Below are 23,193 nucleotides of genomic sequence, written 5' to 3'. Positions count from 1 at the left end.
TAAGTTTAATACAAATACAGCTATCCTGATTAGCATTACTATACGTCTATTAGCGAAGCACACGACAAAGCAATACTGTTTTTATCACCGCCCCTCCCTGCTCGACTTAGTGTCATACCTGCGTAAGGAGGTATCTAGATTCCCGCCGTTGCTAAGAATGACAAGAACCCGAGGGAATGACAGCTTACATACTTCGCCGGGTTACGTACTTCCTGCAATAACAAAAGTTTCTTAGGGTTTATACTCTTTTTAAGAAATATATCACAAAAATTTCTGCCACTAAGTAAAAAAATATTTTAATTGCATAAAAATCCAATATTTACATAAGATTAATAAAAATTATTCTTTTTGATACAAATCCACTTGACTTATACTATAAAATATCAATAAATATGTTCCATAATAAAAATTATTATGGAAGATTATGAAAGTTAATGTGCCTAATCTCAGATGACATGAAGAGAGAATATTAGCTCAAAAGAAATAGTAATATTACTCTTTGGTCTAAATTAGTACCTAAAAATTTTAAAATTTCTAATAAAGAGTTCGATACTTCACTTAATACTGATAATTCAGTTATTTTTAGTCTTTAAAGACTCTCCTACTCTTAAAAGCTCTGATTTGTCAAAGGCCTCTTTGATTTTTGCTTTTTGCCTGTCTAATTCTGTCAAAGCAATATCTTTCAACTTATAAGATGAAGCATAATTAGGGTCATATTTAATTGCCTTATCAAATTCTGTAATTGCCTCTAGTAATTTATGTGACAGCAACAAAATTGAACCTTTAGCACAGTAAAGTATAGCATTAAGTTTAGCATTATCAGGATTATATTTAATTGCTAAATCACATTCCTTAATTGCTTCCTGCCATTTACCTAATTTCTCCAAAACAATACCTTTGTTATTGTAAGCATCAGCGTTGTTAGGTTGATATTTAATTGCTAAATCATACTCTTTAATTGCCTCTTGCCATTTGTTTAAGCCTGCCAAAGCGATAGCTTTATTATAATAATTAACAGGATTCTCAGGTTGATATTTAATTGCCAAATCATACTCCTTAATTGCCTCTTCCAACTTACCTTCCTCTGCTAAATTATATCCTTTTTCAGAATGCACACAGCCATCAAGACTATTGGTAACTATTTTATTACGGTTAGCACACCCACTAAGTGTTATTAACACTAAACCAATAAAAATTATTAGTTGTTTTATATTAATCATTTTCATAATATTTCCTCTTGTTTGCTTATATTAAAATGTATTTTAATATAAATTTGTTGATATATATCAAAGCCAACTGGATTTAGCTTGTAATCAATTTCTGCTTGCTGCAAATGTTTCAGTGTCTTAATGCAATCCTCTAATTTAAGCTTATTTACAGCTTTTTTAAAACTTACCACATATTTATAGAAAATTGGTGGAGATAGTGATTTTATAGCCATATCTATATCAACACCAGTTTCTAATTTACTTAATACGATGTATAAATTTAGATAATATCTGATTAATGCTCTGATAATTAGCACTTCATTAATATTTTGTTGTTTTAATTTATTGAATTCTTGTAAAAAATTATCAGCATCTTTTGAGGAAAAATAAGCACATAAATTATCCCCATTTCCCATAAAATCATCACTAATTACCTGCCGGGCATCATCTAAAGTAATTTGCTCTTTATCAAATGTAAAATATATTAATTTATCGATTTCACTAACTAGCGTTTGATGGTCACCTTTTAGGCGAGTTGTTAAATAGTTAACAGCATCTTCTTTTATAACCTTCCCTACACTATTACATTTATGTAAAATTATCTTAGCAATTTTTTGTTCATCGTCATGATAACAAGCTAAAGAAGCCAAATAAGTTTCCGTTTCAAAGAATTTACGTATGCTAGAAGCAGTTGATAATTCATCAGCAATAAACACTAAGAAATGCACTGAATCTTTACTAAGAGCAAGTTTTAAAGATTTATCTATAGATTCTCCAACTGATCTTACAGTAATCAATTGTTTTTGCATAAAGAAATTTTGGGTATTAACTAAAGTTTCAAGCGACCGAGATTTAATCTCTGAATATTCTATAGAGGTTTTTAGTAAATCAAATTTCTTTACTAAGGCTTTACAAACTTTATCTATATACCCCTTATCTGAACCATAAAGTAACAGAGCCTTAATTTGTCCATTTTCTACCTTATCAAGTAGCTGCATAGTTTGTGATAGATAAAATTTCATCTTTAATGCTATTTTGCTTTAATGATATTTTGTTTAAAATATAAAATTAATCTTTCCAGTATCTCATTCGCCCCTTGTTTTGTAAGGTCTTCCAATGCCTTATCATTATCTAAATAACTATGATAAGGTGAAGAAGCTGTACTATAAGAGGTCACATGACGGAATGTTCCTGAGGTAACCTGTTGATTAGTCACAATATCAACTAACCTATATTGAATAGTTTGACCTACTGTTTCTCTTAACACATCAGAATTTTTTTTAATAATAAGCGGTAAAATTTTGTTGGTAAATTTTACCTTTAATAAATACTTTGTTGTTGATGTTGTAGATTTTGGTAGAATACTAGACAAATAGTAACAAAATTCTGCCCCAGCAATAGAGTCTATTGGCTCAACTTCAATAGCACTTAATTGGCTTAATTCTTGTAAACTATATTTATTACTATATACAGGTCTTAAACTACAAGAGGTACATAAAAACAAGTAAGTGACGATTACTAATAAACTCAAGCTACTCTTTATCAACTATTAGCCCCCTCCTGTTTAGCTAATTCCTGAGATTGCCCATTATCAGCCACTTTGTTTTTATTATAGTTACGCCTTCTAGGGGGACGAGTATAACTTGATTTCTTATCAATATATTTACGATTTGACTTAATGGTATCAACAACATTTTCATTGTCCAACTCAGTTACCACTAATGCCTTATCAGTTTCTTGACTAGACTCAACAACCTCTTTATCAATTTTTTCGTTATCAATTGCTATTTCTACATTTTTATTTAACTCACTACTAGCTTCTAACTTATCAGGAGTTTTCCATTTTTGCTTCTTTCTATTAGGATTTGAACTAGTAGGTGGCTCTTTATTAATCTTTTCCTCTTGATAATTAGAAGACTGATTTTGAATTAATGGTTTACTAGTAGCCCCAGCATGGTTAGATTTTTTTGGCAATTTTATTTTTTCAATTGAATAATTATCAGAAGTGGCAGATGGATCAACATGGAACCTTAACTTTAAATTATATTTTTCTTCAATTAGAGATATTTCTGAACGCTTATTATTCAGTAAATAGATGACTGAATGAATATTAGCAAAAACATTTACTAGATCGATATTTTCATTAAAAATTTCATTCTCTATCGTACGTAAAATTAACATAGCATTTGACTCATCTGCTCTAACAAGCCCTTTGCCATTACAATATGAACAAATCGATGAATTCGATTCCAAAAATGATGGTCTTAATCTTTGCCGAGACATCTCAAGCAAACCAAATTGGCTAATATTAGCAGTTTGAATTCTTGCCCGATCTCGACTTAGAAATTCCTTAAAAGATCTCTCAATAATTCTACGATTTCTAGCATCATACATATCGATAAAATCAATAACTACTAAGCCTGATAAATCTCTTAATTTAATTTGCCGAGCAATTTCTCTGGCAGCTTCCAAGTTGGTCTTTAACGCCGTTTCTTCAATATTTCTTTCAGAAGTTGCTTTTCCTGAATTAACATCAATTGAAATAAGTGCTTCTGTTGGGTTTATTACTATATACCCACCAGAAGGTAAAGCAAAAACAGGTTGATATAACTTAGATAGCTGCTCTTCAACAACAAATTTTGTAAAAATTGGTACTTTATTTTTGTATTCTTTAAGCTTACCAATATCGGTAGGTAATATATCCTTCATGAATTTTACAGCATTTTGATAGGCATCACTACCTTGTATTATCAACTCTTTAACAGTATGATCACACATATCCCGAATGACCTTTTGAATCAGCCCATCTTCTTCATGTATAAAACACGGGGCTATAGATTTAAGGGTACTCTCTCTAATTTTATTCCATAATCTTACTAAATAATCATAATCTCTTTTTACCTCTAAAGTAGTACAGCCAGCACCAGCAGTGCGAATTATGATGCTTGACGCATTACTACTATTACCTGAAGTTATTTTACTAACAATATTCTTAAGCCTTTTTCGTTCATCAGCATTAGATATCTTACGCGATACACCATTCTGCAAAGGAGTATTAGGCATTAAAACACAATATTTCCCAGCCAGAGACATAAAGGTGGTAAACGATGCTCCTTTATTACCTCTTTCCTCTTTAGTAACTTGCACAAGCAGAACCTGCCCTTTTTTTATTACTTCTTGAATTTTGTATTGCTTTTGTTTATTCTCTTCATCTTTATCACTTCTCTCAACATTTATCGTTTCAATGTCATTATCTAGAACATCTAAATTAAATTCTACCTGAATTTTTTCGTCCACTAATCTTTCTATAGCATTTAAATCAATTTCTTCACTATCTATTATCAAATTATAATTTCTCTTTGTTTCAGACTCCACAAGATCATCTTGGGTAATATCTGAAAGAGAGATTTCTTGTAATTTGTTTATAGAAGGCAAAGATTTAAGATCAGATGCTGGTATATTATAATAATATGGGCTAATTTCAGTAAAAGGTAAGAATCCACTCTTGTCAGGACCATAATCTATAAAGGCAGCCTGCAAGGCTGGTTCAACTCTTATAACTTTTGCAAGATATATATTACCCTTGTTTTGCTGTTTTATCGCAGTTTCATATTCAATATCTTCAATATTATTATTCTGATTTAGTAATACTACCCTTGTTTCATTAGGAAAGTTAGCATCAACTATAATTTTCTTACTCATTAATTTTTTACTCGTAAATTTCTAGGTACATCTCTAATATTTTGCAAACCTAGCAATATTAAACAATATCTATTTATTATGACAAATTTAAAAAACATTCATATCTTTTTAAGTACACTAACCTAATAAATAACTACCATTAGAAATTTCTTAGCCATCTTACGCAAATTCGCTGCTCTATAAACCTAAAATTTATTCATGGTCATAATAAAATTAATTAGACAAATTTTAATGAATAAGCTAATGTACTTTTGATTACACAGACTTCTTAAACGCCTCTCTATTAAGAAATTTATATACGATGTAATCTAGTTTAGCAAACAATTATTTATGACCCAAGATAATCATTTAAAAACAGCTTTGCTATTGTTTATTAGTGTATTTCTTTTCGCATGTATTACTTACATCAATACACTAGTAATACCAGATTTTTTAACAAGTAAAGGCCTATCTGGAGAGCAGCTAGATCATATCGAATCAATTGAAATGTTAGGTTATATAATAGCTGGTTTATTCTTAACCCCATTAATTAACAAAATTAGTGACAACAAAACTACCATTATTAGTTTAATCTTACTGATAATAGGTATATTAAACCTATTTATGATTAAGGATTACACCATCCTTAAAATCAATTTTATTATAATGGCATCCGCCTACTACACTTACATAACCACTACTATCATCAAAATAGTGGAGTTAACCAATAACTATAAATACTATAAATATTTTGCTCTTATTATCTTTTCTTTGCTATGGATAGCTGGACAATTTACCGTTGATTTATTAACCGAATTTCTAGAATCAGCGACAAATGGGTTATTATTATGCGTATCACTTTATAGTTTTATTATTATAACTTGCTTACAAAGAGATAATATTAACAAAAATACAATTTTAGTTTCTAGATTTTCATTTTTAATTGAGAACATAGAATTACAGGTTCTAACAGGCTTTATGGTATCTTACATTACTTTCGATATATTGTGGTATTATGAGGAATTTGCTTTAGAAAAACACTTTCCTGTATCAAAGATAGACACTATTTCCCATTATACTCTTATGAGTATATTTTTCTTGATATCACCTGTTATTTTATCATTAAAAATAATCAATAAATATCTTGCTAACTTAATACTGATGATTATCCTCTTAGCCAGCTTTATTCTTTTACCCCACTATGGGGTCACTTTAATAGGCAACATCTATCTCCTCTCTACAATTGGTGTATGTTTATGTGCTATCTTTATTTGTAATATATTAATATTATCCGGTAAATTTGAAGCACAGGATTTGAGAACCGCACTGGCAATATATTTCACTATGTCTGCTATTGGAATGTATTCTGGGGCTTTATCTTCTTATATATCTCATGGGCTATATGATGGGCAAGGTTTTCTATTTTCTACATATACCGTTGTTGGAACTTTTGTACTTTATTATTCTTGGTATTTTTTAAAACGAAAATTATACAGATTTCCTGCTTAAAGCAATTAAATAAATCTCTACTGACTCTTTACGACTAGAAGATGGCTTAAAATGCTTAACCTTGTGAAAATTAAGCTTAATTTTGTTCAGTGTACTATTTTCTGTACCACCCCGAAAAATTTTAGCAATAAAATGCCCTCCCGGCTTTAAGATTTTTAAAGCAAAGTCAATCGCATGCTCACATAAGTCAAGAGTCCGAATATGATCAGTTTTCGCATGACCAGTCGTGTTCGCAGCCATATCACTCATTACAATATCAGCACTACCATCTAGCATTTTTATAATAGCCTCTTCTGTACCTTCAGCATAAAAATCTTTTTGCAGACAATTTACACCAATGATTGGCTCAATCTCAAGCAAATCAACGGCAATTATCATACTATTATTACTAGCAGATTCATCAGATTTAATAATTTTGACAGCAACCTGGCTCCACCCCCCTGGGGCAGCCCCTAAATCAACTAATTTCATCCCTGGTTTTAACAAATTAAATTTTTCATGAATTTCTAGTAACTTATAAGCTGATCTGGATCTATAACCATCAAGCTTAGCTTTAGCAACATAAGGATCATTTAATTGGCGTGCAAGCCACTGTTTTGATGAATTTTTCTGCCTTTTTGCAGTTTTAACGGCAACAAACTTACCTCTAAAACCTGATATGTTAGATGTCATGGGACATAACCTCACTAGGTTCTTTAGCAATTCTATCTAATATAGAATTAACAAAACCAACCTCATTCTCACTCAACATATCACTTGTAATATCGGTGAACTCATTAATTACCACTTTGCTTGGCACATTTGGAAAAAATTGTAATTCACAAATTGCCACACGCAAAAGAGCAAGAAGTAGAACAGGTAAGCTGGTAATCTGCCATTCAGCTGTCAAATACCTTGATATCATCTTATCAATTTGGGGTAATTTTACAACTACAGACTTTACTAACAACTCAAAATAGCTTATACTTAATTTTACTTTTATTGATTTGTTTAAATTATTAGCTGCTCGCTCATCTTGATAGAATTGAATAGTTTGCTGTATGATTCGATCTATGTTTTTATCAGAACTTTCCGGTTTATACTGATAGATTGCTTGTACCGCAGCAATACGTGCTATTGTTTTGGTGTTAATCTTGGGTGAGGTCATAAAATTTTTCAACAGTATTGTAACATATTTAATCTATTACCTATAGCAAAAAAGTATAACTTAGTAAACCTCTTAAAAAAATAATGAGTTGTATGTTATCAATATTCGGATTTATTCTGACCATCAGTCTATTAGTATTTGTTCATGAGTTTGGTCATTATTACGTAGCTAAAATGTTTGGGGTAAAGGTTGAGGAGTTCTCGATAGGTTTTGGCAAGGAACTATTCTCTAAAATAGACAAAGATGGCGTAAAATGGAAAATTTGTGCTATACCCTTCGGTGGTTACGTTAAAATTTATGGATTTGACCCTGCAACATTTGAAAAACCCAAATCTTGGGAAGTTGATTCTTTAGAGCATTCGAGTTTGGCACATTACGCCTTTCTTAGTAAGCCTCTCTATGCCCAATTCTTAATTATAGCTGCTGGACCTATAGCTAATTACTTGTTAGCCATTCTAATATTCACAACTATTTATTTTTCTCACGGTCAAATAGAGATACCACCAATAATTGGTGAAGTGGTAGCTAATTCCCCTGCAGAACTAGCTGGACTTACAAAAGACGATAAAATTATTATAGTGAATAATAATAAAATTAACAGTATCGTCGATTTACAAAACAACCTATTAACCAATGGAATCAAGCCTCTCCATCTTTTAGTTGACAGAAATGGTGAGGTTATAGACATTTCTATAATTCCGGTAGAGAAAAAACTAGATAATCATCCTAATCTAAAAAGACCTTATATAGGAATTATTGCTAAAAATGATCCTATTTACATTAAAATGAATATTTTTCAAAGTATCTATCAAGGATCTGTAGACGTTATTTATATCTCAAATTTAATTTTAGGACATTTTGGACAAATGTTAATGGGGACAAGATCGTTAAATGGAATTGGTGGACCAATTACCATTGCCAAGGAATCAGGAAAATCTTTAGAACAAGGGGTAGAAAATTTTGCATTATTTATTGCTATGATATCAATTAATCTAGGTTTACTTAATTTGCTACCGATCCCAGTTCTAGATGGCGGACATTTAGCATTTATAATATATCAAATAATTTTTGGTAAAACACTTAGTGGGGCAATAAAAAATGTTATACTAAGATTAGGTATGGGGATAATTATTTTTCTTATTGTAATTTCCCTGTTAAATGATATAAAAAACTTAGTTTTTAAATAATTAAGTTAACCATACCCGTTAGTATAAAATTAAAATATTAAAGAAAAGAAGGTTCTTGTGAAAATAAAAGTCAAACCAACTATTAAAATAGCTATTTTGGCAACAACTATTTTATATAATATCTCCGCTTTATCAGCTGAATATGTTAAAGAAATAACTATTCAAGGTAACAAAAGGATTGAAACCTCAACTATTGAAAATTATTTAAAGCTTCAAGTTGGAGAAGAGTATAGTTCGTCAAGAGCAGATGAAGCAATCAAAAATCTTTACGCAACATCTTTATTTGAGAATATAACTATTAGACTAGTAAGTGGTGGTAATTTGATAGTTACTGTCTCAGAAACTCCTTTTATTGCTAAGGTAATATTCAAAGGTAATTCTAAAATCAAAACCTCTGTATTATCGAAGGAAATGCTTACTATGGCCGGTGAATCAATGAGTCGGGCTAAAATCCAACTGGATGTCGAGAAGATTAAGGAGATGTACAAACGTGCCGGTCGTTATTCGACAACTGTCACCCCACAAATCGAAAAGCTTGAGAATGATCGAGTAAGAGTTACTTTTGATATTGCAGAAGGACCTAAAACAAAAGTTAAACAAATTTATTTCCAAGGAAATAATAATTATCGTACTAATGAACTGCAATCTGTTATCCTAACCAAAAAATCGAAATGGTTTAATTTTTTAGCAACTAATGATACCTATGATCCAGAGCGTTTGGAGTATGATGAAGTATTGCTAAAGGGCTTTTATCAATCAGTAGGATTTGCCGATTTCCGAGTTATTTCTGCTACAGCAGAGCTAAATCCAACCAAGGAATATTTTACCATCACTTATTCTATTGAGGAAGGAGCAAAATATAAATTTGGCAACATTACTATTGACAATAAATTGCCTAATATTGATCTAAATGAAATTAACAAATATGTTAATGTTACTTCCGGTGAGACATTCAATATTAATCGTTTAAATAGAATAACCGATAAACTTACTGCATATTTTGCCAGTCAAGGTTATCCAGGAATTAGTGTTTATCCTGATATAAGTGGTAAAAATCCAGATCATACTGTCGATGTTAAATTTGTGATAGATAAGGCAGATAAAGTATATATTAATCAAATTAATATTACTAATAATCTAAAAACTGAAGATAAAGTTATTAGGCGAGAATTTAAAATTTCTGAAGGAGATATATTTAATCGTTCTTATATTGAGAAAGGTGATCGAAATTTACGTAATTTAGATTATTTTGAAAAAGTACTTATTAGCGTCACGCCCACAGAACGAAAAGATAAATATGATATTAATATTGATGTTGAGGAAAAATCAACGTCATCAATTAGTTTTGATGCTGGCTATAATACAGCAGGCGGACCATTTGGACGTATATCATTCTTAGAACGCAATTTAATTGGTACCGGAAAATTGTTAAATGCTGGAGTGCAAGTAGGGAAAAAAAGTATTAGTTACTATGGTGGCATAACCGAGCCTCATTTTCTTGACAAAGACTTATCGCTAGGTTTCAATGTTTTCAATAATCATAGCGGTCGTGGTACTTCATTCCTTTCACAAGGAGATCAAAATTATACGTTAAAATCTATAGGACTCAAAACCTCTCTTGGTTATGATATTGCAGAAGATTTAAGTCATGAAATTGACCATACTATTAAAAGAGAAATATTAAGCTCTCCAGGCAACCCGAGTTCTATATTCTTAAATGAACAAATGGGAAAATTCGTAACATCTGCCATTGGGCATACTATCACTTATGATCAACTTGATAGTAGGATTGTTCCTAAAAATGGTTACATTATCAGCGGTACCCAAGAATTTGCTGGTGTTGGAGGTAATAATAAATATCTAAAACATGAACTAGACGGTAAGTATTTTAAATCTTTTATCAATAATAAATTTACTTTGAAAATTGCTAGTAGTGTTGGTAATGTCATGGGTGTAGGAGGTAAAGCTGTCAGAATTTCTGATCGCTTTAATTTGGGTGATTATAGTCTTAGAGGATTTGCTGCCAGTGGAATAGGTCCTAGAGAAAAAACAACAAATGAAGGTCTTGGTGGAGAAAAATATTATACAGTTTCAACAGAACTTAACTTTCCGACTGGTTTACCAGAAGACTTTAATTTGACTGGTGCTGTTTTTATAGATGCTGGTAGTCTGTGGGGGATAGGATTAAATTCTAAAAGTGCTTATACTGCTGATAGTTTTTATAATGATAGATCGCTTCGGGCTTCTGTTGGAGTTGGCTTTATCTGGGTCACTCGCTTTGCCCCTATCAGGATGGACTGGGCTTGGCCAATTAAGAAGAAACCTTATGATGATAAGCAAACTTTCCATATAAAGTTTTCTACACATTTTTAATATGGAAAAAGCTATAGACGCGATTAGTATTTATCGATGCAAACTACCGTCATTGCGAGGGGGCGTAAGCCTCCGAAGCAATCCATTTTTGTGTCACCCCTGCGAAAGCAGGGGTCTAGATTCCGCACCGAAGCGGGAATGACAGGGTAAAAACGTCATTGCGAGAGGGCGTAAGCCTCCGAAGCAATCTATTTTAATCGTTTTTCTTGTCGGCACTAATTCAGGTTAATTGACTATATAATATCACTTCCGTAATCTTTCATTTTTTCTAAATAAATCATTACCAATGATAGACCACTATGTACCTCTATAGAAACAGTTTCACAAATAGTTCTATTAAAAGAAGAATTAGTACCCGGAAATGACATCTGATAATGCTCTAATTCCCATTTTAAGCCTTTAGTAGAAATTTGTGCTGATGAAAATCCAAGTAATGAGATTTTGGTATCTACAGACAATGTAAAAACCCTAGTCTCTCCAGCCTTAATTACGTACCCTACAATAGACGGTGCATAAAAAATGCTACCATTTTTAAGAAAAATACTAATATTATTTAATATATGATCAATATATCCTCCACTCATTCCTACAATTATAGCTGGTAACAGATTTTTATTCTCAAGATATTGTAGAGATTTTTCAAAATCACAGCTGTTCTGATCTGGTACACGAATTACTTCAGTATAGTCAATTGATGAGAAGTTGGGGACGTCGTCACTCGTCGCTCGCCTATTACTTATAGGCGTCGCTCCATCGTTCCTAGCCCCAAATTCTCCTGAATTGCCTATAGTATACAGTAAATCGACTTTTGCAGAATCTAAATCACCAATCACAACTTTTGGTATTATACCCATCTTGTACAAAGAATTTATTGCTCCATCAGCAGCTATAATAGGCAAGCCAATGTCAAAAAATGACTTATCAGGCAAGTCACCATTTAAAGCCAATATAGAATGGTATAGACCGATATCTATATGTTCATAAAAAGCTCTGTATCTATCTTGCATCGTAGTAACATTTTTGAATAATAGATATTATACTGATTATGAGTCCGGCAACATTGCTAAGAACAACAAATATTGAACCTTGGCAATAGCCATGAACAATCCATGCAACTGAGCAAGTAAGGTAATTTACTAGCATTAGCATAGATATATCATGTGTGGATTTTGTTATATATGCTTTATAGACCTGCGGCAATAGACCTATCAGAGATGTAATTAAGGCAATATAGCCAAAAAATTCTTCAATACTGTACACATTTCCCTCCGTTTGTATTAACAATATCAGGTTCAAAGGGTTGTTTATTAACTCTCAGCCTTAGTCTCCTATGGCACCCCTAATGTGAGCAAAATTATATATTTAAAGTAGATTAGTTGTCAAGATGTTTACAACAGTATCATTTGAGATTTGAGGGCTATAGTCAATTGATGAGAAGTTGGGGAAGTCGTCACTCGTCGCTCGCCTATTACTTATAGGCGTCGCTCCATCGTTCCTAGCCCCAAATTTCCCTGAATTGACTATATCTTTCAAAAATGTCATTGCGAGGGGGCGTAAGCCTCCGAAGCAATCCAATAAGTGTGGATTGCCACGACCATTACATGGTCTCGCAATGACAGATAACGTCATTGTGAGGAGCTACTTTAGTAGCGACTAAGCAATCCACAGAATAAACTTTATGGATTGCCACGCTCACATACATTCGCTCGCAATGACGGAAGCACTTACCCAAACGTCATTGCGAGGAGCTACTTTAGTAGCGACGAAGCAATCCACATAATAATCTTCATGTTCACTGGTAATGACGAAAAAGCTTATGACTTCTTTACCAATTCATCGATCAATGTATCAAAACCACTATTACTGAGAATATTCATGAACTCTGACTGTTGGGAACTGATCATACTAACACCTTCCGTAATAACATCTGAAACTTTAAAACTAGAATTATCGCTTGCATCTTTTTGACGTACCAAGTAGTTTACTTTAGCTGTTCCTATCAACATTTCTACCATAAACTCACCTTTATCAAGAATACGCACTTGTTCAACTTTAGGCTGTTGACCATGATAATTTTTCACCAAATCAGCATAGACTGTACTGACATAATTACCATAAACTTCTGTAAATTGTTTAATTTGTTCAGGGGTTAAAGTTCTTCTGTAGACCCCAAGGGTAAATTTAGCCATCCAATCTAAATCCAGGTTAGCTAAAATTAGCATCTTACTTTTAGCAATTTTGCCATCTTGAGTTAAATTTTGATCATTAAATACCTCTAGACCATTTTTTATTAGCTGATTAACATAGCTATCAACCCCCGCATTATTATCATTAGCAGTGGAATAGGCTGACAAAGACAGGAAATTTAAAATTAAGCAAACAATAAATTTTTTCATAATTTTCTATAATTTAGTTAGGTTTAGGGCATTTAAATTGTTTAGGATAGGCAATTACAGATTCCCGATTTTGATGCATAGCTGATCTTACAGCTATGTAAGGATCGGTAGAACTACGTGTTATATAGTCAGTAAATGGTAATAATCCTAACCTAGTATCTATAATTTGTACACTAGATACTACCATTTCAAAATTCCTATGTACCCTATACATTAAAGGATTTAAATAACTATTAGTAAATACCGGATCTGTGAAGTCTCTTGCATTAGTAGCACCAATAAATGGTAGGACTAAGTATGGTCCAGGCCCTACTCCATAATGAGCTAAAGTATTCCCCAAAGTTTGTTTGGTAACTTTTAAGCCAATTTTACTTGCTACGTCAAATAATCCGCCTATACCAAATGTACTATTGATAAGAAATCTCCATATACTCTTCATAGTTTGATCATAATTCATCTGTAAGCCATAATTGACAGCAGTCAAAGGTATAGTAATGTTATCTAGAAAACTACTCACTCTAGCTTTGGTATAATCATTAGTAAATTGTTTATAGCCTATAGTAATAGGTCGCAAAAACAGATAATCTAAAATGGAGTTAAAGACAAAGATTTTACGATTCAGTTTTTCATAAGGATCATAGACTTGCATACAACCATTCTTGGCACTATAAACATACTGAAAATCATCATTATCTTGAGTATTTTGAACATCCGCTATTGCGGTTAGGTTAAAAAAGTTAAGTATAACTAATGCTAGTAATATAAATCTCTTCATTATAGGTTTCATCAATGATTTTTCTTACAAACCACCATATAGTATTTATCATTTTTTTCTATAACTAATTCCTCACTACTTAATACAGTGAATTTAGTTTGACTTAAAGCTTCCTTGATATCTGTTATAGCAAAAATAAATTCTTTTCTTTTTAATGAAAGATTTGTAACGTTATTTATTGGCAAACAAAATGCAAAATATCCTAATTTATCGACTATTGAATAAATATCATTAAAGTAAGTTGACAGATTCTTAGTAAAAGAAAGAGCGTTAAAACTTAATATCACATCATATTTATTAGAATGTTGCTTAATAAAGTCTGGTATAGAAACTTCTAGTATATTATCATAGATATTCATATTTAGGGCAAAAACATTCATGGCTTCTGAACTTTCTACACCAGTAAAAGTAAAACTATCAGGAAAACGCTTTTTAACCTCAGCTCCCACTAAACCTGTATTACTACCTAGCTCTAAAATGCTGTAATTATCAGGCAAATCTGTTATGCCACTCATAATCCTACTGACAAAATTATGAGGTAGGTATAGTTGCTTATTACTACAAAATTTGTTGTTATAATATTCAGCCGTAAGATTTCTATATTGATGCCAAATTTGCTGAGGAATATCTGACGAATTATTATAATTTTGTAAAAAAGTTCCTAACTTGACTGGATCAGATTCAGAAGTTTTTTGTAGATGATACAAAGCCTTCTGATAATTATTTTTTAAGAAATATGTCCAACCAAGCCAGTAATTAACTTGGCAAGAATTATAGTCAATTGAGGAGAAGTTGGTGACGTCGTCCCTCGTTGCTCGCCTATTACTTATAGGCGTCGCTCCATCGCTCCTAGCCCCAAATTCTCCTGAATTGACTAAAGCTTGGTCTGAATTAGAAAAAAATTTATCAACCAATTTAAACCTTAATATAGCGTCATTTAAGTTATTCTTATATAAATGTTCTATACCAAGCTTTAAATTAGTTTCTTTTAAGTGTGTTACCTTATATTTTACATCGGTAAAATAATTGATCAACGTAAAAATTTTCTCCATATACCAAGATGGAAAATTTTTGCAAAAATGATAGCATGATTTCATCTTATCCTTTATTAAACCGTAACTGTTATAAATAATTTTGCTGCCAAACATAAAGTCTATGAAATTTGATTTTGTTAATATATATAATAGCATATATATTAACTAGCACTAATGACTTTGTCTATAATTATAGTCAATTGATGGGAAATTGGGGACGTCGTTACTCGTCGCTCCTAGCCCCAAATTCTCCTGAATTGACTATACATAAAATAAATCTAATATCCCTCTTTGCTCCACCATTTTTTCTCTTCTTGTGGTAATTCTGAATTTAATAATGTTTGTCATTCCCGCGTAGGCGGGAATCTAAAATATTGCATAAAAACCCTGAGATATTATAGATTCCCGCCTACGCGGGAATGACACCCTTTTAGTTGAGACAAATGGCTAAATGCTAATTAGGTTAGCTATAATGGTAAAGTAATAGATAAACTTGTCATATTGTTATTTCATATCAATTTATATATAAAATAATAATATAATAATTTAACTCGCTCAAGAATTGTTTTTTGAAAACAAATATAGTATATACTCTAATGATTTGAGTATACTTGATAAAATTATATAGGTTCTACTATGTCACTTATTGCTAAACGATTAGATTTAATAAAGCCATCCCCTACTTTAGCCTTAGTCAAAAAAACATTTGAACTAAAAAAACTAGGCAAAGACATAATTTCTCTTGGGGCTGGTGAGCCTGACTTTGATACGCCAAATAATATCAAGGAAGCTGCAATTAAAGCTGTGCGAGATGGTTTAACAAAATATACTAATGTTGATGGTGTATTGGAGCTTAAACAAGCGGTACAGAACAAATTCAAGTATGAAAATAATTTAGATTATGATTTAGACGAGATAATCGTATCCAGTGGAGGAAAACAAGTAATCTATAATTTGTTTATGACATCCCTTAACCCCGGTGATGAAGTAATTATTCCTAGTCCATACTGGGTTTCATACCCAGATATGGTAATATTAGCTGACGGTATTCCGGTATTTGTTAATTGTAACATGGAAAATAATTTTAAACTTACTGTTAATGTTCTAGAGCGAGTAATTAGCAAAAAAACTAAATGGTTAATTATTAATTCGCCGAGTAATCCAACAGGGGGGGCATATTCTTATCAAGAACTAGCTGATATTGCTGAATTATTACGCAAATATCCCAACGTAAATATTATGTCTGATGATATTTATGAGCATATTATTTTTGATGATTTTAAGTTTTATACTTTTGCTCAAGTGGCACCGGATTTAAAAGATCGAATATTTACGGTTAATGGTGTATCAAAAGCTTATTCTATGACAGGATGGCGTATAGGATACGGAGCTGGTACTAAATCATTAATTAAGGCAATGGCTATTATTCAGTCACAAAGTACTTCTAATCCTTGCTCTATAAGCCAAATGGCAGCCATTGAAGCTTTAACTGGCCCTCAAGATTTTATTAAGTCTAATGCAAAAAACTTTCAAGAAAAACGTGACTTAACCTTATCAATCCTAAATGATATCAAGGGTATTAGTTGTTATAAGCCGGCAGGAGCATTCTATTTATTTCCTAAATGTAATGAATTATTTGGGCTTAAAACCCCCTCTAATAAAATTATCAAAGATAGTAATGATTTTGGAGAATATTTGCTTGAAGAATGTAGTGTGGCAGTTGTTCCTGGTATTGCATTCGGTTTAGAAAATTATTTCAGAATTTCTTACGCAACTTCGATAAAAAATTTGGAGCAAGCATGCTTGCGTATAAAAAATGCTTGTCATCAATTAAAATGATCAAGAAACTTCTTAAAAAGAATAATTTTGCACTTAGTGTAGTCACTAAATTATTGTATAGTTATTTGAGAGTGGTTTATTTTACCTGTCGTTGGCAGTTTGTTTTTCCAGATGGTTACAATGAACAGCAATTTTTAGCACAAAAAGGGGCAATTTTTGCTTTTTGGCATAACAGGCTCGCTTTGGGTCCAGGAATATTTACCGGTCATAAAGACATCCATGCTCTTGTTTCTCCTCATTCTGATGGTGAAATAATTAGTGATATTGTCAATAAATTCGGCTTTGGGGTAATAAATGGCTCTACTAATAAAAATTCTGTGGTAGCTTTAAAAGCCATTATCAAAAAATTACATAATGGTAGTAATATAGTAATTACCCCAGATGGTCCGCGTGGACCTATTTACAAAATAAATAGTAATATTAACAAAGTGGCTCAAAAATATAATATAAAATTAATACCGGTTTCTTGTAAGGCTTCTAGATATTTTTTACTTAAAAGTTGGGATAAACTGATTATGCCGCTACCTTTTGGTAAAATAACGGCTTTTATAGGTTTGCCACTAATTTTTATGGGCAATGAAAATCAAGATGATATTAATTTAGCCCAAGCATTAAACATCAGTGAAATAAATTCATGATCTATTTATATCATATCTTAAGTTTCCTATTTCTTCCACTATATGTTCTTTTATTGGTATTGAGAGTTATTGTTGGCAAAGAAGATATAAAGCGTATAGGGGAACGTTTTGCTATTGGGCATACACATACTATAATCAATTCAGGAGGATTGGGTAGCAGGAACGATGGAGTGACGCCTATAAGTAATAGACGAGCGACGAGTGACGACGTCCCCAACTTCTCATCAATTGACTATAAACGAAATGAAACTTTAGTTTGGATACATGCCGCCAGTGTAGGGGAATCTATGATAGCTCTTACCTTAGTCGAAAATATTAATGATCTTTGGCTAAAAAGAACGATGCCAAAAACCACCTTAAAGTTTTTGGTTACTTCAGGAACCAAATCTTCTGCAAAAATATTACAACAAAAGTTACCTGTAAATGCTGTTCATCAACTAATTCCTATAGACAATATTATTTTTGTTAAGAAATTTTTTAGAAATTGGCAACCAACTCTAGGAATCTTTGTTGAATCAGAATTATGGCCATGTCTAATTAGCGAAGGGAAGAAACATTGTAAATTATTATTACTGAATGCTCGTATCTCTGATAAATCATTTGCATCATGGAAAAAAATAAGCTCATTTTTTAGGGCAATCACCTCTAATTTTAGTGAAATTATTGTTCAAAGTAACATCGATTATGAAAAATTTATGCAACTTGGTATGAGCAATATAAATAATTTAGGCAATATCAAATTTGCCAACAAAAAATTACCGGTAAATGAACAAGAATTAACAATTTTAGCACAATATATGAGTGCTAAAAGAATTATTGTATTTGCCAGCACTCATCTGGAAGATGAAACAGTATTACTGAATATTATAAAACCAATAAAACAACGATATCCAAATTGCTATTTTATTCTAATTCCACGCCATCCTGAACGTAAAAATGATATAGGGAAAGCGTGTACCCAACTAAATTTAACCTATAGTATCAAGTCTGAACAAAATATACCTATTCTGACTGATGATCTTTACATTGTTGATAAATTTGGAGAACTAGGATTATTTTTTAGCATATCTTATATTTCATTTGTTGGCGGTTCATTTAAACAAGGTGGACATAACGTACTTGAACCAGCATATTTTGCTAATTATATTATATTTGGACCAGATATGAGTAATTTTGCTAATATTGCTAATGAAATGCTTGCAAATAAAGCTGCTACGCAAATTCAAAACGAAAGTGATTTATTGAATAAAATGGAATATTTGCTATCTGAAACTGGTATCGAGGAAGCTAAAATTTATCAGACTAATGCCTTAGAATTTGTTAATAAAAACCAACAGATTTTAGGTAATTATTTAGCTATTATAGAAAAATATTTGTTAGTAGGAGTAAATAATTAATGTCATATTCAAATGAGCGGAGTGTACATTTAGTACATGAGTACGCGAATGCCCCGAAGTTTTGCAGAACCAATTCTTCAAAGCATTCGAGTATACATGTGGTATTAGTTGATGAACAAGATAATATTCTTGGAACAGAGGATAAATTGACGGTTCATAATTCTAATACACCATTGCATAGAGGGGTTTCTGTGTTTCTTTTCAATAGTCAAAAGGACATCTTGATACAAAGAAGAAGCTTACTCAAAAAAACCTGGGGTGGATTTTGGTCTAATAGTTTTTGTGGACATCCACAAATTAACGAAACTTACGATCAAGCTGTTTATAGGCATGCAAAATTTGAATTAGGCTTGGTCAGCTTGCAGAAAGTATATTTTATTGCTAATTATCGTTATAAATTTGCTATAAATAATATTGTGGAAAATGAGATATGTCCGATATATTTAGCTTTATCAGATGATGTTATCAGAATAAATGAACAAGAAATAGCAGAAGTAAAATTACTTAAATGGCAAGATTTTAAGTTATACACAGAGGAATACTCAGCCAACTTTTCTCCTTGGTGTAAAGAAGAGCTTAAAATATTAGAAAATAGCGAAATATTCAAAAAATTTATGGATTCAGCTTTATAATTATAGTATAAAACTGGACTAATAAGTATATTCTGCAAATAATGTGAATATATATGTCAATTCAGGAGGAGCGGGTAGCATACCGTTACCAACTTCTCATCAATGACTATAGTTAATTCAGGAGAATTTGGGGCTAGGAACGATGGAGCGACGCCTATAAGTAATAGGCGAGTGACGACGTCCCAATTTCTCATCAATTGACTATATATGGGATATTTTAGGGGTCATAGCTCAGTTGGTAGAGCGTTTGAATGGCATTCAAAAGGTCGGGGGTTCGATTCCCCCTGGCTCCACCATTCTCCTATTTCGCTGCATTTTATGAACATGTCGAACGGTGGACGCAAGGTATAGTCTAGCTTACAGCCGTTCAGTTCTAGGTTAGCAAATACGAAATTTAACAATTTACGTTTTTCTGTAGTAGTCGAACCTTTAAACGTTTCTAATGCCCCAGAAGCCAGTTCTACTAGGCTTATCAGCTGTTGTGAAAATTTATCATCGGCATTGTCGTGACTTGCTATTTCTCTGGCAATATCTTCACGTTTTTGTATTAACTGTTCACGTTTCTCTTCATGTTCTGCTTTTGTAATATCACCATCCAAAAATAAATCTGTTAGCTTATCCATGCGAGTTTTTATCTTTGTGTGTTCAGATTGTAACTCAGATATACGCCCCTTATGATAACCTTGTTCGATACTAGCTGAGCTTTTTATATAAGATATTACTTCTTTCAGTAACTCAGGCTCTAATCTTAGCGTTTCAAAAACCTTTTCGACTTCTTTTAATATTATTTCTTCTTTCACGTATATTGCCCTATTATTGTTATCTGGATCCCATGCTCGTAAATATGTCCACTCACCAACCTCACCATTACCGTAAGTTTTCTTTTTGGTAGCAGCAGTAACTATTCGACCAGTGGCAGCACATTTTATTAATCCTCTAAATATATACTCTTTTTCTCCATATTTAAATGGTTTTTTGTTCCAACCAAGTCTCACTGCCTGGCAAGCATCAAATACCTCCTTGGTAATAATAGGCGGGTAGATATGTGGGTATTCTTTTTTAGTTTTTAATACTCTCATTACTCCATAGTAAAATGGATTTGTAATAATCGAATAAATATGCGATTGACATAACTTACCTTGATTACCTCTAGCATTACGTAATCCCCATTCTTTTGTCTTCTCTAGCATTTCAGATAGAGTATGAGTAGCTGTAGCATATGTTTCAAATAGTTTTTTTATCAAAGGAACACGATCTGGGTCAACTATTATTTTACCTTTTCCTCTATCTCTGCTATTATTGCTTTTTATATGCAAATAGCCTATAGGGGCTTTACTTATCCATTCTCCTTGACGGAGCTTTTGAGCAATACTACGATTTACGTTATCTCTAAGGTTATCTACGTAAGATTGAGCCATCATGACAAACATATTCCACACCATTTTTTCTTGCGAAGTGGAATATTTATGAATAATACCAATTCCCGAATTTAATTTAGTAAATGATTCATGCAACAAATAGATTGAATTAGCAAGGTATTTAAATTTTTAATAGAGGAAGATACTACTATTTCTAATTGTTCAATTGTATTGTATACTTTATTCTTTATAGTCTCAGACTTTAAATGCTCCCATAATCGCTCCGCAGGATTTAATTCAGGAGAATATGGTGGCAAATAAAGAATTTCTATATTAGCAGGAACCACTAAGTCCTTAGCCTTATGCCATCCAGCACAATCCATAACAACAATGGCTTTTTGATCGCCTATATGTTTAGACATTTCCGCAAGAAACATGTTCAAAGACATAGTATTAACATTTGGCATCATTAAGCTAAAATCATCTCCTGTTATTGGGTTAACAGCACTGTAAACATAAAAATTCTGAAAACCTATTTTGATTTTAACTTGAGTTCTGATACCTTTGCGAAACCAACCATGACCTAATTTAGAATGAGTTCCAAAACGCGATTCATCAAAGAAATACAAAAAACTTCTTGGATTGCTTGTTATTTTTTCTTGAATTTTTTTTTAAACTGTTCATGAGTTTCTTTATTCTGTTTGTAATGCACTGGTCTTGGAGTAATGTACGCAAACTTAAGCTTGTGCAATGCCCTGTGTACAGCCGATTTACTTACATTAATTCCCAAATTTTCTTTAAGTTTTATGACGATACTTTTTATTGTTATGTTACAATCTTCTTGTATCCATTTGTTTATTGCTTCATAGCAGCTTTCCGTTAAATCGCTTTTCCTTCCCCTACCTTTTTTATATTCAAGATTTTTATCATCGCCTTGGGCAAAGCTTTTTATCCAGTTTCTTAGGGTGTGTCGTCACGAGATTTGAACCCACATTAGTAAAGCCCTTAAACAAAGACCCGCCATGTATGATTTTGTATTTTTAGCATATCTTGTTGCTATACCACGCCATTCTTTAAATTTTTGAAATGTATTTTCAATAATGTGCCTTAGCTTATATAGATATTTATCTATCTCTCTTTGAATCTTCCTGTTTCTTTTTGATGGTATTACAGGAATTATGTTTGCATTCACAGCCGATTCTATTATGGCGTTTGTATCGTAAGCTTTATCAGCCATAAGATGTTGTGCCTCCATATTCTGGATTAACTCACAAGCTTGAGTACAATCATTTCTGGAACCTTCTGTAACAATAATTCTGACCGGCATACCATACGCATCCACGGCCATATGTACCTTTGTATTGAGCACCTTTTGTGCGACTAACCGTTTGATTCCCGCCTTTCGCTCCAAGTCCTGCTTTGTGAATTTTTACAAATGTAGAATCTATCATTAACCATTCAAAATCAGGAGCATTTATAAAAATATTTAGCAAATTCTCCCATATCCCATTATCACGCCATCTACAGAATCTTCTGTGTACATTCTTCCAATTGCCATAATCAGGAGACAAATCTCTCCATGGAGCTCCCGTTCTAAATATCCACATCACTGCATTTATAAAAGTTCTATTGTCTCTTGCAATACCTCCCCAACAACCTTTCTGACCAGGTAAATGACTTTCTATCTTATTCCAAAGCTCATCGCTTATATCATGTCTTCTATGTGCTAAACTCATTGCTTCTTATCGCCTATTTTTATTACTACAATTATAATAACAAATCACATAAAATTATGCAATCACAATCTCGTGACGACATACCCTAGCGTATTAGTTGTGATATCAAATATTTTAGACACCATACCAATACCATGTTCTTTTGCAGCTACTATAGCTCTTAACCTAATAGCGATCCTATTCTCTTTGTTCGTACTTGCAAGTTGAGCTATAGCCTGTTTGTATAAATCTTCTGTTATTAATTTTTGATGAGTACCCATTACATTCCTAATTTTATCTATCT

21 protein-coding genes, 1 tRNA gene, 3 pseudogenes and 1 riboswitch are annotated in these 23,193 nt (G+C 32.2%); of the genes and pseudogenes, 8 read left to right on the top strand and 17 right to left on the bottom strand.

The window, feature by feature from the left end:
• Positions 1–572: 572 nt before the first annotated feature.
• Genes ACFELY_RS05305 through ACFELY_RS05290 form a run of 4 tightly spaced genes read right to left on the bottom strand, consistent with a single transcriptional unit; the run spans position 573 to position 4,910 of the window.
• Positions 573–1,226: a tetratricopeptide repeat protein gene (locus tag ACFELY_RS05305; RefSeq protein ID WP_375333830.1), complete on the bottom strand. Its 654-nt coding sequence runs from the start codon at positions 1,224–1,226 to the stop codon at positions 573–575.
• Positions 1,223–2,230, bottom strand: a complete 1,008-nt coding sequence (gene holA, locus ACFELY_RS05300; protein WP_375333829.1) for a DNA polymerase III subunit delta — start codon at positions 2,228–2,230, stop codon at positions 1,223–1,225. The genes ACFELY_RS05305 and holA overlap by 4 nt, the downstream gene beginning before the upstream one ends.
• Positions 2,231–2,238: 8 nt before the next feature.
• Complete coding sequence (locus ACFELY_RS05295; RefSeq protein ID WP_375333828.1) at positions 2,239–2,739, bottom strand: hypothetical protein; 501 nt, start codon at positions 2,737–2,739, stop codon at positions 2,239–2,241.
• Positions 2,740–2,750: 11 nt separating this feature from the next.
• Positions 2,751–4,910 carry a ribonuclease E/G gene (locus tag ACFELY_RS05290; protein WP_375333827.1) on the bottom strand — a complete coding sequence of 720 codons (2,160 nt, stop codon included), beginning with the start codon at positions 4,908–4,910 and terminating at the stop codon, positions 2,751–2,753.
• A 330-nt stretch (positions 4,911–5,240) separates the two neighbouring features.
• Between ACFELY_RS05290 and ACFELY_RS05285 the strand changes: the two genes are divergently transcribed.
• Positions 5,241–6,398, top strand: coding sequence for a hypothetical protein (locus ACFELY_RS05285; RefSeq protein ID WP_375333826.1), 1,158 nt, complete (start codon positions 5,241–5,243; stop codon positions 6,396–6,398).
• Here the strand turns inward: ACFELY_RS05285 and ACFELY_RS05280 are convergent.
• Both ACFELY_RS05280 and nusB read right to left on the bottom strand, forming a co-directional pair.
• The gene (locus ACFELY_RS05280; protein ID WP_375330473.1) at positions 6,378–7,070 is read right to left on the bottom strand and encodes an RlmE family RNA methyltransferase; all 693 of its coding nucleotides are present in this window, start codon (positions 7,068–7,070) and stop codon (positions 6,378–6,380) included. The genes ACFELY_RS05285 and ACFELY_RS05280 overlap by 21 nt on opposite strands.
• On the bottom strand, positions 7,060–7,545 hold the full coding sequence (nusB, locus tag ACFELY_RS05275; RefSeq protein WP_341759209.1) for a transcription antitermination factor NusB: 486 nt from the start codon (positions 7,543–7,545) through the stop codon (positions 7,060–7,062). The genes ACFELY_RS05280 and nusB overlap by 11 nt, the downstream gene beginning before the upstream one ends.
• A 92-nt stretch (positions 7,546–7,637) precedes the next feature.
• On the opposite strand from nusB, the gene rseP reads away from it, so the two are divergent.
• Positions 7,638–8,732: an RIP metalloprotease RseP gene (gene rseP, locus ACFELY_RS05270; RefSeq protein ID WP_375333825.1), complete on the top strand. Its 1,095-nt coding sequence runs from the start codon at positions 7,638–7,640 to the stop codon at positions 8,730–8,732.
• A 63-nt stretch (positions 8,733–8,795) separates the two neighbouring features.
• Complete coding sequence (bamA, locus tag ACFELY_RS05265; protein WP_375334151.1) at positions 8,796–11,105, top strand: outer membrane protein assembly factor BamA; 2,310 nt, start codon at positions 8,796–8,798, stop codon at positions 11,103–11,105.
• Positions 11,106–11,338: 233 nt separating this feature from the next.
• Here bamA and ACFELY_RS05260 read toward each other — a convergent pair whose 3' ends face one another.
• The 6 genes and pseudogenes from ACFELY_RS05260 to ACFELY_RS05235 all read right to left on the bottom strand — a co-directional run.
• On the bottom strand, positions 11,339–12,112 hold the full coding sequence (locus ACFELY_RS05260) for a thiamine diphosphokinase (protein WP_341759211.1): 774 nt from the start codon (positions 12,110–12,112) through the stop codon (positions 11,339–11,341).
• Entirely contained in the window at positions 12,102–12,365 is a 264-nt protein-coding gene (locus tag ACFELY_RS05255; RefSeq protein WP_094649175.1) for a SemiSWEET family sugar transporter, read from the bottom strand. Before ACFELY_RS05255 ends, ACFELY_RS05260 begins: the two co-directional genes overlap by 11 nt.
• A riboswitch (TPP riboswitch) is annotated at positions 12,352–12,456 on the bottom strand. Its footprint overlaps the gene before it by 14 nt.
• Positions 12,457–12,467: 11 nt before the next feature.
• The gene (locus ACFELY_RS05250; protein ID WP_341759212.1) at positions 12,468–12,647 is read right to left on the bottom strand and encodes a palindromic element RPE2 domain-containing protein; all 180 of its coding nucleotides are present in this window, start codon (positions 12,645–12,647) and stop codon (positions 12,468–12,470) included.
• A 272-nt stretch (positions 12,648–12,919) separates the two neighbouring features.
• Positions 12,920–13,501: a phospholipid-binding protein MlaC gene (locus ACFELY_RS05245; protein WP_094649780.1), complete on the bottom strand. Its 582-nt coding sequence runs from the start codon at positions 13,499–13,501 to the stop codon at positions 12,920–12,922.
• Between the two features lie 13 nt (positions 13,502–13,514).
• Positions 13,515–14,276 carry a VacJ family lipoprotein gene (locus ACFELY_RS05240; RefSeq protein WP_375334150.1) on the bottom strand — a complete coding sequence of 254 codons (762 nt, stop codon included), beginning with the start codon at positions 14,274–14,276 and terminating at the stop codon, positions 13,515–13,517.
• Between the two features lie 182 nt (positions 14,277–14,458).
• Positions 14,459–15,466: pseudogene (locus ACFELY_RS05235) on the bottom strand (palindromic element RPE2 domain-containing protein); the annotation flags it as partial.
• 480 nt (positions 15,467–15,946) lie between these two features.
• On the opposite strand from ACFELY_RS05235, the gene ACFELY_RS05230 reads away from it, so the two are divergent.
• From ACFELY_RS05230 to ACFELY_RS05210, 5 genes are all read left to right on the top strand, one after another.
• Entirely contained in the window at positions 15,947–17,149 is a 1,203-nt protein-coding gene (locus tag ACFELY_RS05230; protein ID WP_375333823.1) for a pyridoxal phosphate-dependent aminotransferase, read from the top strand.
• Complete coding sequence (locus ACFELY_RS05225; RefSeq protein WP_375333822.1) at positions 17,110–17,787, top strand: lysophospholipid acyltransferase family protein; 678 nt, start codon at positions 17,110–17,112, stop codon at positions 17,785–17,787. Before ACFELY_RS05230 ends, ACFELY_RS05225 begins: the two co-directional genes overlap by 40 nt.
• Positions 17,784–19,184 carry a lipid IV(A) 3-deoxy-D-manno-octulosonic acid transferase gene (gene waaA / locus ACFELY_RS05220; RefSeq protein WP_375333821.1) on the top strand — a complete coding sequence of 467 codons (1,401 nt, stop codon included), beginning with the start codon at positions 17,784–17,786 and terminating at the stop codon, positions 19,182–19,184. The genes ACFELY_RS05225 and waaA overlap by 4 nt, the downstream gene beginning before the upstream one ends.
• Positions 19,184–19,816 carry an isopentenyl-diphosphate Delta-isomerase gene (gene idi / locus ACFELY_RS05215; protein WP_375333820.1) on the top strand — a complete coding sequence of 211 codons (633 nt, stop codon included), beginning with the start codon at positions 19,184–19,186 and terminating at the stop codon, positions 19,814–19,816. The genes waaA and idi overlap by 1 nt, the downstream gene beginning before the upstream one ends.
• A gap of 220 nt (positions 19,817–20,036) precedes the next feature.
• A tRNA-Ala gene (locus ACFELY_RS05210) sits at positions 20,037–20,112 on the top strand.
• A gap of 708 nt (positions 20,113–20,820) precedes the next feature.
• Here the strand turns inward: ACFELY_RS05210 and ACFELY_RS05205 are convergent.
• The 5 genes and pseudogenes from ACFELY_RS05205 to ACFELY_RS05185 all read right to left on the bottom strand — a co-directional run.
• Positions 20,821–21,234: pseudogene (locus ACFELY_RS05205) on the bottom strand (recombinase family protein); the annotation flags it as partial.
• 71 nt (positions 21,235–21,305) lie between these two features.
• On the bottom strand, positions 21,306–21,803 hold the full coding sequence (locus ACFELY_RS05200; protein ID WP_375329725.1) for an IS630 family transposase: 498 nt from the start codon (positions 21,801–21,803) through the stop codon (positions 21,306–21,308).
• A 20-nt stretch (positions 21,804–21,823) separates the two neighbouring features.
• Positions 21,824–22,129 (bottom strand): annotated as a pseudogene (locus ACFELY_RS05195) (helix-turn-helix domain-containing protein); the annotation flags it as partial.
• A gap of 18 nt (positions 22,130–22,147) precedes the next feature.
• Positions 22,148–22,910, bottom strand: a protein-coding gene (locus ACFELY_RS05190; protein ID WP_375333819.1) for an IS5 family transposase whose coding sequence is annotated in 2 segments (ribosomal slippage) — positions 22,148–22,541 and positions 22,540–22,910 — 765 coding nt in all. Because the reading frame shifts where the segments join, the coding sequence is not laid out codon by codon here.
• Between the two features lie 62 nt (positions 22,911–22,972).
• Complete coding sequence (locus ACFELY_RS05185; RefSeq protein ID WP_375333818.1) at positions 22,973–23,170, bottom strand: hypothetical protein; 198 nt, start codon at positions 23,168–23,170, stop codon at positions 22,973–22,975.
• Positions 23,171–23,193: the final 23 nt, after the last annotated feature.

It is taken from the genome of Candidatus Tisiphia endosymbiont of Xenochironomus xenolabis, assembly GCF_964264705.1.
Classification (GTDB): domain Bacteria; phylum Pseudomonadota; class Alphaproteobacteria; order Rickettsiales; family Rickettsiaceae; genus Tisiphia.
Note: the sequence above shows the minus strand (reverse complement) of the source record. Positions and strands in the feature narration are given on the sequence as shown.

Bases quoted from the DNA above. Each gene is read 5' to 3' on its own strand.
- ACFELY_RS05305 (WP_375333830.1), bottom strand. From the start codon at position 1,226: ATGAAAATGATTAATATAAAACAACTAATAATTTTTATTGGTTTAGTG.
- holA (WP_375333829.1), bottom strand. From the start codon at position 2,230: ATGAAATTTTATCTATCACAAACTATGCAGCTACTTGATAAGGTAGAA.
- ACFELY_RS05290 (WP_375333827.1), bottom strand. From the start codon at position 4,910: ATGAGTAAGAAAATTATAGTTGATGCTAACTTTCCTAATGAAACAAGG.
- ACFELY_RS05285 (WP_375333826.1), top strand. From the start codon at position 5,241: ATGACCCAAGATAATCATTTAAAAACAGCTTTGCTATTGTTTATTAGT.
- ACFELY_RS05280 (WP_375330473.1), bottom strand. From the start codon at position 7,070: ATGACATCTAACATATCAGGTTTTAGAGGTAAGTTTGTTGCCGTTAAA.
- nusB (WP_341759209.1), bottom strand. From the start codon at position 7,545: ATGACCTCACCCAAGATTAACACCAAAACAATAGCACGTATTGCTGCG.
- rseP (WP_375333825.1), top strand. From the start codon at position 7,638: ATGTTATCAATATTCGGATTTATTCTGACCATCAGTCTATTAGTATTT.
- ACFELY_RS05260 (WP_341759211.1), bottom strand. From the start codon at position 12,112: ATGCAAGATAGATACAGAGCTTTTTATGAACATATAGATATCGGTCTA.
- ACFELY_RS05250 (WP_341759212.1), bottom strand. From the start codon at position 12,647: ATGACATTTTTGAAAGATATAGTCAATTCAGGGAAATTTGGGGCTAGG.
- ACFELY_RS05245 (WP_094649780.1), bottom strand. From the start codon at position 13,501: ATGAAAAAATTTATTGTTTGCTTAATTTTAAATTTCCTGTCTTTGTCA.
- ACFELY_RS05240 (WP_375334150.1), bottom strand. From the start codon at position 14,276: ATGAAGAGATTTATATTACTAGCATTAGTTATACTTAACTTTTTTAAC.
- ACFELY_RS05230 (WP_375333823.1), top strand. From the start codon at position 15,947: ATGTCACTTATTGCTAAACGATTAGATTTAATAAAGCCATCCCCTACT.
- ACFELY_RS05225 (WP_375333822.1), top strand. From the start codon at position 17,110: ATGCTTGCGTATAAAAAATGCTTGTCATCAATTAAAATGATCAAGAAA.
- waaA (WP_375333821.1), top strand. From the start codon at position 17,784: ATGATCTATTTATATCATATCTTAAGTTTCCTATTTCTTCCACTATAT.
- idi (WP_375333820.1), top strand. From the start codon at position 19,184: ATGTCATATTCAAATGAGCGGAGTGTACATTTAGTACATGAGTACGCG.
- ACFELY_RS05185 (WP_375333818.1), bottom strand. From the start codon at position 23,170: ATGGGTACTCATCAAAAATTAATAACAGAAGATTTATACAAACAGGCT.